Genomic DNA, 13108 nt, shown 5'->3' with positions numbered 1-13108 from the left:
GACCCCACGCACCCCGGGCGCCGATCCCTCAGCATGGTCGCAGATCGGCGGCAACAGCGTGTGAAACCGGGCCACCCGGATAAACCACTGTGGCGAAGCGACATACGTTGTCCGGTGCGCGACCGGCATGCCAGAATCGCCCCTGTACGGATGACGGGTCGGGAAGAAAACTACACGGAGGACTTTCGATGTTGCGAACTGCAGGTTTTATCGGCGCTGCCGCGCTGGCCGGCCTGGTCACAGTGCTCGCGCCCGCGTCCGCGAACGCGGCGACCGGCTCGCTCGGCATCAACAGCCGGATGATCGGCAACCCGTCGGGATGCATTCAGGTGAACGGCAGCCCGCTGATGGCCAACTCGGTGGCCAACTACACCGATCGCGACGCCACCGTCTTCAGCAACGCCGACTGCACCGGTGATGTCACCGGCACGGTGCCCGCGGGTGCCGTCGGCGCCGCGAACGGTGCCAGCATCCAGATCGGCTGACATGCGGTAGCAGCTCGGACAGTCGAAGGCCGCGTGGCGAATTCGCCACGCGGCCTTCGTCGTGTCAGGGACCGGTCACTCCGCTCGGTCGCGGTCGCGCAACAGCTCCTGCAACACCGGTCCGATCACCGCGAGCGCCTCGGGCTGAGTCATCAGCTCGTGGCGGGTCGGGACCGGGTGGTCCACGACATCACCGGCGTACGGACGCCATCCGGCGATGACGTCGTGGGTCCGGCGCTCGTCCGCGGCGGCGCGGAAGTAGTGCACGGTGCCGTCGAACACCTGCGGCACGAATCCGCGGGTCAGCTGAACCGAACGCATGGCGCTGGTGTAGATGCGCCGCAAGCGATCCTGTGTGAGCACGACCAGATCCGCCGGAATCGCATCGTGCAACCGCACGAAGTCCTCCTCCGTCAACTGGTCGAGACGCTCCGGGTCGACATCGCGAATGCCGAGTTCCGCCAGCGTCTCCTGCATCGCCTCACGGAACGTGCCGAGGTCGAACCCGTGGTCGCTGTCCAGCATGGCGAGCAGATCCACCTCGTGTCCCGCCGCGCGCAGCCGGACCGCCACCTCGTGCGCCAGCAGACCACCCAGGGACCAGCCGAGCAGCCGGTACGGCCCCTCGGGCTGGCGGGCGACGATCTCGCGAGCGTACCGGTCCGCCATCTCCGCCAGCGACCGCGGCGGTTCGGAATCCTCCGACAGCGCGGCGGCCTGCACGCCGAAGATCGGCTGCTCCGGATCCGTGTAGCGCGCGAGCCCGGCGTAGCACCAGGACAGGCCGTACATCGGATGGATGCAGAACAGCGGACGCCGATCGCCCGCGGCGCGGATCGGCAGGATCAGCCCCAGCGCGGCGTCGGACTGCTCGTCGTATTCCAGACCGGCTTCCAGCGATTCGGCGATGCGCGCGGAGATACCGGCCACCGTGGGATCCAGGAAGAACCACTGCACCCGGATCTCGGCCCCGGTGACCCGGCGCAACTGATGCACCACGCGACCGGCGTTCAAACTGGTCCCGCCGAGGGCGAAGAAGTCGTCGTCCAGCCCGACTCGATCGGTGCCCAGCACCTCGGCGAAGGCCGCCGCCACGGACTGCTGCAACCCGGTCACCGGTTCCCGGTAGGGACGCGCGGCGAGCGCGGGAATCGGCAGTGCGCGGCGATCCAATTTCCCACTGGCGTTGAGCGGTAGCTCGGCCAGCGGCATCAGCACCGCCGGGACCATGTACGCGGGCAGCCGGCGCCGCGCATAGGCGGTGAGCTCGTCCGGATCGACGGCGTGCCCGGCGGCCGGCACCACATAGGCGACCAGGCGGTCCGGATCGGGTACCACCGCCGCGGCCGCGTGCGCCACCGAGGCGTGATCGAGCAGTACCGCCTCGATCTCGCCGAGTTCGATGCGCTGTCCACGCAGCTTGACCTGGAAGTCGGCGCGACCCAGATATTCCAGTCCGGCCTCGCCGAACCGCACGATGTCGCCGGTGCGGTACAGGCGCCCGCCCGGCTCGAACGGATCGGCGACGAACCGCTCGGCGGTCAGCGCCGCAGCGCCGTGGTAACCGCGAGCCAACTGCACACCGGCGACGTAGAGTTCACCGGCCGCACCGGCCGGAACCTGCCGCAACTGCCGATCGAGCACGTACACACGGGTATTGGCGACCGGATCACCGATCGGCACCGCGGTGCGCCCGGCGCCGGCCTCGGCGCGGGCGGCGGTCACCACGGTGGCCTCCGCGGGGCCGTACCAGTTGTGCAACTGCGCGGGCAGGGCGTCGTGGAACGCGGCGGCGGTGCCCGTCGTCAGCGCTTCACCGGCGGCGAACACCAGGCGCAGCGGGGAATTCGGTTGCCGGCCGAGCTCCAGGAAGGCGTCGAGCATCGCGGGCACGAAGTGCACCGTGCCGATCGACTCCCGGGCGATCACCTCCGCCAGGTACTGCGGATCCCGATGCCCGTCCGGCTCCGCCACCACGATCCGGGCACCGGTTTGCAAGGGCCAGAACAGTTCCCAGGTGGAGATGTCGAAGGTGATCGGCGTCTTGTGCAACACCGTGTCACCGACCCCGTGCGGATACCGTGCCTGTGCCCAGCGGAACTGGTTGGCCACCTGCCGATGCGTGATCACCACGCCCTTGGGCCGGCCCGTCGAACCCGAGGTGTAGATGACGTAGGCCGCGTTGTCGGGGCGCGGACGCGGAAGCGGCCGCGCCGCTCGCGCGGTCAGGCTCGCCACGTCCACCACCGGAATGCCGGTGGCGGTGGTGAATCCGTCGGCCGCCGTGGTGAGCACGCACAGCGGGTTCGACCCGCGCAGCACATGATCGTTGCGTTCGGCCGGATGGTCCGGATCGACCGGCACGTACGCGGCGCCGCTCTCGAGGACCGCGTAGAGCGCCACCACCAGTTCGGCCGAACGCCGCATCGCTACCGCGACGCGGGTCTCCGGCCCGGCCCCCGCCTCGGCCAGGGCACCGGCCAGACCGGTTGCCGCGGAACGCAATTCGGCGTAGGTCAGGGTCCGGTCGCCGTAGGTGACCGCGGGTGCGTCCGGAGTGCGGTCGCACTGCGCGTGGAACAACGACACCAGGGTGGCGTCGTCGAGCAGTTCCGGCGCCGCGGTGTCGTTGCTGGCCGCCAGGCTGGTCCGCTCGGCGTCGAGCAGCAGCCCGATGCCCGGCAGACCGCGACGCGGCGCGGCGACGAACTCACCGATCAGCATGCGCAACCTGTCGGTGACGGCGGCCGCGGCCGCCGCGTCGACGGTGTCGTGCCGGTACAGCATCTTCACCCGGAGTTGCGAATCCAGGTTCACCAGCACGGTCAGCGGGTAATGCGTGAAGTTGACCGCCTGCAGGCCGGTGACGGCCATGCCGTCGATGGTGCTCGCTTCCTGCAACCCCTCGGTGTCGATGGGGTAGGACTCGAACGCGATCATCGTGTCGAACAGGCCCTCCACACCGAGGGCGCCCTGGATTTCGGCCAGCCCGATGTGGTGCTGGTCGAGCCGAGCCGCCTGCTCGGACTGCAAGCGCTGCAACGCATCCTGCACCGACCAGCGCGGATCGAACCGCACGCGCACCGGAATCGTGTTGACGAACAACCCGATCATGTCGTCGATGCCGTCGAGCTGCGGCGGACGACCGGAGACCGCGGCACCGAAGACCACGTCGTCGCGATCGGTATGGGCCGCGATCACCGCACCCCACGCCGCCTGAACCACGGTATTGACGGTCACGCCTGCCTCGGCGGCGAACGTCGTCAGCGCGCGGGTCTGCTCCGGCGACAGGTCGAAGGTCAGCGTGCCGATGCCGTCACCCGGGGCGGCGGGCGCCGCGAGTGCGGGGGCCAGATGACTGGGCTCGAGCCCGGCCAGGGCACCGGCCCACTCCGACAGCGCCCGATCGTGGTCCTGCCGGGACAGCCACGCCAGGTAGTCGCGGTACGGCCGGACCCGCGGCAGCATCGACGAATCACCCTGCACCGCGTACAGAATCAGCAGATCCTTCATCAGCAGCGGCATGGACCAGCCGTCCAGCAGGATGTGATGCGTCGTCAACGCCAGATGGGTGGCGCCGGAATCGGTGCGGTACACGGTGAATCGCACCAGCGGCGCGACCGCCGGATCGAACCGGTACCGGTCCGCGGCCAGCACCTGGGTCAGCTCGTCGTCGGCCACCCCGGTCACGACCTTCCAGGGCACCTCCACGTCGTCGACCACCAGCTGCACGGGCACACCGGTCGCCGTGGTGACGAAGGCCGTGCGCAGATTCGCGTGCCGATCGAGGACCGCCTGCGCGGATCGGTGCAACCGGTCCAGATCGATATCACCGGACAGTTCCAGGGTGAACTGCATGACGTAGTCGTCGACGCCGTCGGCCGCCTGCAGTTCGGTCAGGAACAGCAGACCCTCCTGCAGCGGTGACAGCGGCAGCACGTCGGAGAGTCCCGGGCGAGCCTCCCGCCAGGCGTCCAGTTCCGCCTGGCCGACCCGCACCAGCGGCACGTCCGACGGAGTGAGGCCGCCGGCGGCCGGATCCTGGGTATGGCGGGCGAGCGCGGTCAGCGCGGAGACCCAGTCCCGCGCCAGTTCCCGCACCGCGTCCTCGCCGACGATATCGGCCGCGTACAGGAAGGTGACGTCCATGAGCGGGCCGTCCGGACCGTCGTTGACGATCGCGTTGACGTCGATCACCGCCGCCGCCGGCATATCCGGATCTTGATCCGCGACAACCGATCCCAGTTCCGCCGTGGGCAGCCAGCCCAGATCCGGCAGGCCCTCGGGAACGCCGCCCGTGGAGACCCGGCCCAGGTAGTTGAAGCTGATCTGGCCCAGTTCGCCCGCGACCGCCGGGGCGGACGCCGGGTTGAGATACCGCAGCAGGCCGTAACCGATTCCCCGGTCGGGCACCGCGAGCAGCTGTTCCTTGACCGACTTCACCAGGTCCGCGGTCACCGTCGTGCCCGCGAACGCGGCTCCGACGTCTATGCCCGTCAGATCCAGCGAGACGGGATAGATGCTGGTGAACCAGCCGATCGTGCGGGTCAGGTCGGCGCCGGGGACCGTGGCCTCCTCGCGGCCGTGGCCCTCGAGCTTCACCCGGGTCACCGGTGCGTCGATGCCACGGCGACCACGCCAGGTGCGGACCGCCAGTGCCAGCGCGGCCAGCAGACCGTCGTTGACACCGCCGCGGTACAGCGCGGGCAGGCGGGTGAGCACGGCGTCGGCGACCTCCACCGGCACCCGCGTCTCGAAGCGACGCACGGTCCGATGCGTGTCGACCGCCGGATCGAGGGCGCGAGCGCCCAGCAGCGGATCCGGCGTCGCCAGCACGCCACGCCAGTAATCCGTCTCCGCGATCCGCTCGTCGGACTCCGCCGCGGTGACCAGACCGTGTGCCCACCGCCGGAACGATGTGCCCACCGGCGGCAGCTCGATCGGAGCACCGGCGCTGCGCTGCGCCCAGGCGACCGCCAGATCCGGGATCAGGATGCGCCAGGAGACGCCGTCGATCACGTAGTGGTGCGCGGCGACGGTCACCGCGTCGCGACCGTCGGGCCGGCGCAACCAGGTGAAGGTCAGCATCCGGCCCGCCTGCGGGTCGAGCGCTGCCAACGCCGAATCCATTGCGGCGCTTGCGATCCGGTTCAATTCCTCGGCGTCGACCCCGGCGGGGACGTCGATCGTGGTGACCAGGTCGCGGACATCCACCGAACCCGTGGGCGAGGCCTCGAAGGTCCAGCCCTCGCCGGTCCGCCGGACCCGCGAGCGCAGCACGTCGTGGTGGTCGAGCACCGCGGCGATGGTCGCGATCAGACCCGATTCGTCGATGTGCTCGGGCAATCCGAGCACCATCGTCTGCGCGAACCGGTTGTGCACGCCGCTGTCCAGATACGCCGCCAGCACGGGAGTCAGCGGGATTTCGCCGACTCCGCCGCCCGGCAGTTCGGCCAGCACCTCGGGTTCGGCCAGCCCGTCCGCCACGGCCACCCGGGCCAGGCCCGCGACCGTCCGGTGTTCGAACACATCTCGCGGGGTGAAGACGATGCCGGCCGCTTTGGCCCGCGACACCAGCTGGATGGACATGATGCTGTCACCGCCGACCGCGAAGAAGGAGTCGTCGACTCCGACCTCCGGTACGCCCAGCACCTGCGCGAACAACTCGGCCAGCCGCGTCTCTAGCGCGGTGAGCGAGGTCCGCGACGCCGTCACCGCGAAGGCCGGCGCCGGCAGCGCGCGGCGATCCAGCTTTCCGTTGGCGGTCAGCGGAATCGCGTCGAGCACCACGAAGGCCGACGGCACCATGTACTCGGGCAGCGATTCGGCCACCCCGGCACGCCAGCGATCGTCGACGTTTCCGGCGGACGGACGGTCCGCCGGATCCTCGGGCACCACGTACGCGACGATGCGCGGATCGCCGGGGCGATCCTCGCGCACCAGCACCGCGGCCTGGGCGATGCCGGGGCGGGAGAGTACGGCCGCCTCGATCTCGCCGAGTTCGATGCGGAAACCGCGCACCTTCACCTGGTCGTCGGCGCGACCCAGGTATTCCAGATCGCCGTCGGCGTTCCAGCGCGCGAGGTCACCCGAGCGGTAGAGCCGGGTGCCCGGCGCACCGAACGGATCCGCCACGAACCGGCCCGCGGTCAGCGCCGGCTGCCCGAGGTAGCCGCGCGCCAATTGCGTTCCGGCGACGTAGATCTCACCCGGAACGCCCACCGGTACCGGCCGCAGCCGGTTGTCCAGCAGATAGGTGCGCAGCCCCGGGATGGCCCGGCCGATCACGCTGCCGTCGGCCTCGGCGACGGCCGCCGCGTCCAGGGCGCGATAGGTGACGTGCACGGTCGTCTCGGTGATGCCGTACATGTTGATCAGTCGCGGCGCGGCATCGCCGTGGCGGTCGTACCAGCCGTTCAAGCGCCGCAGCTCCAGCGCCTCACCGCCGTACACCACACAGCGCAACGCCAGTGGCGCCGCGGAGTCGGCGGCGGCCTGATCGGCCGCGTCGAGCTGATAGAACGCCGAGGGCGTCTGGTTCAGCACGGTGACCCGTTCCCGGCGCAGCAGTTCCAGGAACTGCTCCGGCGAGCGCGAGGTGTGGTAGTCCACCACGACCAGGGCGCCGCCGTGCAACAGCGGGCCCCACAGCTCCCATACCGAGAAGTCGAACGCGTAGGAGTGGAACATCGTCCACACGTCGGTCTCGTCGAAGGCGAACCAGTCGCGCGTGTTGGCGAACAGCTTCGCCACGGTGCGATGCGGCACCTGCACGCCCTTGGGGCGACCGGTCGAACCGGAGGTGTAGATGACATAGGCGATGCTGTCGGGAGTCGGCGTGCCCCGGCGCTCGTCCGGCGTGATCGGGTCGGACGACACCGCCGACAGATCCAGCCGATCCAGTTCCACCACGGTCGGGACCCCACGCAACTCGATCTCCCGATCGGAGGTGGTGACCGCGCAGATCGGCCGGGCGTCGTCGAGCATGTAGGCGATGCGGTCGGCCGGATACGTCGGGTCGACCGGCAGATATCCGGCTCCGGCACGGATCGCCGCCAGCAGTGCGACGACCAGATCCGCCGAACGCGGCAGTGCCACCGCCACCAGCGTCTCCGGACCGGCGCCAGCCTCGATCAGGGTGCGCGCCAAGCGGTTCACCCGCTGCGACAGTTCCGCGTATCCGATCCGTTCGTCGCCGAAGATCAGCGCGGTGCGATCGGCGTGTGCGGCCGCCGCGGCGTCGAACGCCTCGACCAGCGTCGTCTCCGGACCGGAATCCGTTCCCGCCGAAACCCATTGTCCGAGTACGCGATCGCGTTCGGCATCGGTCAGCAGCTCGATATCGGCGACCGCGGTATCCGGCGCGGCCGCGATCTCGCGCAGCACCCGGTGATACCGCTGTGCGAACTCACGGATCGTCGACTCGTCGAACAGGTCGCGCGCATAGGTGATCCGGCCCGCGAGGGTCGCATCACCGGCCGCGTCTCCCGCCTCGAACAGCGTCACCGACAGATCGAACTTTTCGATCGCCACGTCGAAATCGACGGCCTCCACCCGGAGTCCGGGCAATTCGAACGAGCCCGACGGCAGGTTCTGGAACGCCAGCGACACCTGGAACAGCGGCGAGCGGACGGTCGAGCGCTCGGGGGCGAGCGCGTCCACGAGCCGTTCGAACGGAATGTCGGCGTTGGCGAATGCCGCCAGGTCGGTCTCCCGCTGGCGCGCGAGCAGGTCGAGGAAACTCTCGCCCGGCCGCAGCTCGCTGCGCAGCACCAGCGTGTTGACGAACATGCCGATCAGATCGTCGAGTGCGGCCTGGCCGCGGCCGGCCACCGGGGTGCCGATCGCGACGTCGGCGCTGCCGGACATCCTGCCCAGCAGTACCGCCAGCGCGGCGTGCACGACCATGAACATCGTGGTGTTGGCGCGGCGGGCCAGCTCCACCAGACCGTGGCGCACGTCCGCGTCGACGGTGAAGTCGATGCCGGCGCCGAGGTAACTCGGAGCGTTGGGCCGCGGCCGGTCGGCCGGCAGCGTGGACTCCTCCGGCAGGTCGGCGAGGGCGTTGCGCCAGTAGTCGATCTGGCGCGCCGCCAGCGATTGCGGATCGTCCTCCGCACCCAGCAGCTCGCGCTGCCAGACGCTGTAATCGGCGTACTGCACCGGCAGCGGCGCCCACTCGGGCTCGAGTTGCTGCGCGCGAGCGGCGTAGGCGGCCATCACATCCCGGGTGAGCGGTCCCATCGACCAGCCGTCGCCCGCGATGTGGTGGACCACGAACACGATCACGTGCTCGTCGGTCCGGTCGGTGAGCCGGAACAGCGCGACCCGCAGCGGAACCTCCGCCGACACATCGAATCCGACGGCGATCACGTCGATGATCCGCTCGGCCAGGTCGCGCTCGGCCACCCGCATCGGCAGAATCTGCGGAGCCGCCTGCGAGGCCGGCTCCACGACCTGCACCGGACCGTCCTGCGTCTGCGGGTAATAGGTTCGCAGAATCTCGTGGCGGGCCACGACGTCACCCACCGCGCGGCGCAGCGCCGGAACATCCAACCGCCCGATCAGCCGGACCGCGATCGGAATGTTGTATGCCGCGGACTCGGTGTCGAACTGGTTGAGGAACCACATCCGCTGCTGCGCGGGCGAGAGCGGAATCCGTTCCGGCTCCTGGCTTCCCGTCGACGCGGGCGCCGTGCTGCGCGCGGTCAGCGCCGGGCGTGCCGCCGCGGCCGAGGTCTCGACCTGTGCGGCGAGGCGCTCCACCGTCGCGGCCTCGAACACCAGCCGCACCGGCACCTCGGCGTCGAGGGCGGTACCCAGGCGCGCGACCACGCGGGTGGCGCTGAGCGAGTTGCCGCCGAGGGCGAAGAAGTCGTCGTCCAGACCGACCCGCTCCACGCCCAGCACCTCGGCGTAGACCGCCGCGACCGCCTGCTCCGTCGCGGTGACCGGAGCCCGGAAGGCGGTGGCCTCGAAGACCGGCTCCGGCAGCGCGGCGCGGTCCAGCTTGCCGACCGGAGTCAGCGGAATCCGGTCCAGCTCGATGATCATCGTCGGCACCATGTGCGCCGGGAGCTGTTCCCGGGCGTGGGCGTCGAGGACCTGCCGGTCGAATACCGCCGTCGCGCCGGTCGCGGCGGGCAGCACGTAGGACACCAGCGCGGTCGCGCCGCTGGGCGCCGTACGCCCGACGGTGACCGCGAAGTCCACCGATTCGTGGGCGGCCAGCACCGCGTCGATCTCACCGAGTTCGATGCGGAATCCGCGCACCTTGACCTGGAAGTCGTTGCGGCCCAAGTATTCCACCCGGTACTGCGCCTGGTCGCCGTGCTGCGGAGCGGACAGCCAGCGCACCACGTCACCGGTGCGATACATCCGCACCCCGGGCAACCACGGACAGGCCACGAACCGCTCGGCGGTCAGGCCGGGACGGCGATGGTAGCCGCGAGCCAGTTGCGCACCGGCGACGTAGAGCTCCCCGGCGACACCGGCCGGTACCGGACGCAGGCGCTCGTCGAGCACCCACGCGGTGATGCCGCGGATCGGTCCACCGAGGGTGACCGGTTCGCCCGGCCGCAGCGCGTCACTGATGTTGGTGGCGATGGTCGCCTCGGTAGGACCGTAGGCGTTGTAGAACCGCCTGGTGCCACTCGCGACCGGAACCGCCCAGCGGCGCACCAGCTCCGGAGCCCAGCTCTCACCACCCGTGATGACGACCTCGAGCTCGTCGAGCCCGGTCGGATCGACCGACGCCATCGCGGCGGCGGTGACGAACGCGTGCGTCACCCGCTCGGCCCGCAGGAATTCCGCGAGTTCCGCACCGCCGTACACGGTGGTCGGCGCGATCACCATGGTGGCCGGTCCGGCCAGCGCCAGCAGCAGTTCGAGCATCGCGGCGTCGAACGACGGGCTGGCGAAATGGAGCGTGCGCGACTGCGGGGTGACGCCGAAGCGGTCCCGCTGTTCGGCCAGATATCCGGCGATACCGGCGTGGGTGATCAGCACACCCTTCGGCAGACCCGACGAACCGGAGGTGTAGATCATGTACGCGATATCGGCCGGCCGCAGCGGGCGAATCCGGTCCGTGTCGGAAACCGGTGCGCCACTGCGCCTTTCGAGTTCCAGCCCGAACGCGGGGTGGTCGAGCAGCAACCACTCCACGGTCGCCGGGAACCGGTCGCGCACCGCGCCGACGACCAGGCCGAGGCGGACCTCGGAATCGGTGACCATGCGCTCGATGCGCTCGGCGGGATAGTTCGGGTCGATCGGCACGAAGGCGGCGCCGGCCTTGGCGACCGCCCAGACCGCCAGCACCGATTCGATCGACCGCGGAATACCCAGTGCCACCCGGTCGCCCGGGCCGATGCCCCGGCCGATCAGTTCCCGGGCCAGTCGCGAGGAGCGGGCATCCAATTCGGCGTAGGTCATCGACCGTCCGCCGCCGCGCAGCGCGATCGCTTCCGGTGCGGCCGCCGCCGCGGCGGCCATCAGGTCGGGCAGGGTGCCGGAGGTGGTCACCGCGGGACCGGCCACCCGGGTCAGGCGTTCGGTCTCGGCCGCCGAGAGCAGCGGAAGATCGGCGACGTCGATGGCCGGATCGGCGGCGACGGCACTCAGCACCCGGCCGAACCGCTCGGCGAAAGCACGAATGGTGGCTTCGTCGAACAGATCCCGCGCATAGGTGAACCGCACGGCCAGACCACTGCCGGTTTCGGTGACGGTGACCGTCACGTCGAAACGTTCGACGCCGGTGTCGGATTCGAGCGCGGTCGCCCGCAGTCCGGGCAGCTCGAAGCTGCCCGAAGGCAGGTTCTCGAACGAGAGGGCCACCTGGAACAGCGGGCTGCGGCCGGTGGACCGGACCGGATCCAATGCTTCCACGAGGCGCTCGAACGGCAGATCGGCGTGCGCGAAGGCAGCCAGATCGGTATCGCGCTGCCGGGCCAGCAACGCGGTGAACGGTTCGGCGGCCGCCGTCGTCGTGCGCAGTACGACGGTGTTGACGAACATGCCGACGACGTCGTCGAGTTCGGCAGCTCCGCGACCGGCCACCGGGGTGCCGATGGCTACGTCGGAGTTACCGGACAGTCGCGACAGCAGCACCGCGAGCGCGGTGTGCACCACGACGAACACCGAAGCATTTCCGTTGCGGGCCAACGCTTTCAGCCCGGCATGAACGTCGGCGTCGACCACCGCGTCGACGATGCCCGCCCGGAAGGACTGGGTCGCCGGTCGCGGCCGGTCGGCGGGCAGCGTCGATTCCTCCGGCAACCCCGCCAGCGCGGACTTCCAGAATGCGATCTGCTCGGCGGCCAGCGAGTCGTCGTCGGTCTCGTCACCGAGCAACTCCCGCTGCCACAGCGCGTAATCCGCGTACTGCAGCGGCAGCGGAGCCCATCCCGGCTCGTCGCCGTTGCTGCGGGCCGCGTACGCCGCCATCAGGTCACGGGTGAGCGGTCCCATCGACCAGCCGTCGCCGGCGATGTGGTGCACCACCAGGACCAGGGCGTATTCCTCCGCGCCGAGCGCGAAGAGAGCGAGCCGGACCGGCACTTCGGCCGCGACGTCGAAGCCGCGGGCGACCACCGCACCGATACTGTCCGCCAGTTCCGTCGCGGCGACCGCGACCGGCCGCAGCTCGGGAGTGGCTTCGGCGGCGGATCGGATCCGCTGCACGGGCCCTTCGGCATCCTGGGGGTACCAGGTGCGCAGGATCTCGTGGCGCGCGACCAGATCGGCCACCGCCGCGTTGAGTGCGACGATATCCAGTGCGCCGGTCAGCCGCACGGCCGCGGTGATGTTGTAGGCCGGGGAGGCGGTGTCGAACTGGTTGAGGAACCACATCCGCTGCTGCGCCGGCGAGAGCGGAATGCGTTCCGGCCGCGGTCCCGCGACGAGCGCGGGGCGTCCGGCGGCCGGAGCCTGCGCCTCGACCCGTGCGGCCAGGCCGGCGACGGTGCCGGTTTCGAACACCACGCGGACCGGCACCTGGGTGTCGAGGGCGGAGCCGAGCCGCGCCGCGACCCGGGTGGCGCTCAGCGAGTTGCCGCCCAGTGCGAAGAAGTCGTCGTCGCGACCCACCCGCTCGATGCCGAGCACCTCGGCGAACACGGCCGCCACGGTCTCCTCGATGGGTGTAGCGGGGGCGGTGTACTCGTGGGTCTCGAAGACCGGCGCCGGCAGCGCCTTCCGATCGAGTTTCCCGGATGTGTTGAGCGGCAACGCGTCCAAGACCAGCACGGCCGAAGGGACCATGTAGGACGGCAAGCGGTCGGCGACGGCGTCGCGCAGAGCCGCGGAGTCCAACGCGGCATTCGGGGCGGCGACCGCATAGCCGACGAGCTGCTCGCCGGCCGGCCCGGGAGCGACGACCGCGACCGCCTGGCTGACGCCCGGAACGGCCAGCAAGGCGGCTTCGACTTCGCCCAGCTCGATGCGCTGGCCCCGGAACTTCACCTGGAAGTCGATCCGACCCAGATAATCGAGGGCGTCCGCGTTCCAGCGGACGAGGTCGCCGGTGCGATACATCCGAGCCCCGGCCGCACCGAACGGATTGGCCACGAACCGATCCGAAGTCAGATCCGGACGACGCAGATACCCGCGCGCCAACTGATCACCAG

General features: G+C 70.3%; 2 protein-coding genes. One reads left to right on the top strand and one right to left on the bottom strand.

The genetic code is table 11. The features are described from left to right. Nucleotides 1–188: 188 nt before the first annotated feature. Complete coding sequence (locus AC5592_RS07530; RefSeq protein ID WP_036498138.1) at nucleotides 189–485, top strand: hypothetical protein; 297 nt, start codon at nucleotides 189–191, stop codon at nucleotides 483–485. 75 nt (nucleotides 486–560) lie between these two features. On the opposite strand, the gene AC5592_RS07525 is transcribed toward AC5592_RS07530, so the two are convergent. Beyond that, nucleotides 561–13108, bottom strand: a 12548-nt coding sequence (locus AC5592_RS07525) for a non-ribosomal peptide synthetase (protein ID WP_063063798.1), incomplete at its 5' end; no start/stop codon positions are given.

Source organism: Nocardia violaceofusca NBRC 14427 (assembly GCF_963869435.1).
GTDB classification, from domain to species: domain Bacteria; phylum Actinomycetota; class Actinomycetes; order Mycobacteriales; family Mycobacteriaceae; genus Nocardia; species Nocardia aobensis.
This window is presented reverse-complemented; position numbering and strand designations above follow the sequence as displayed.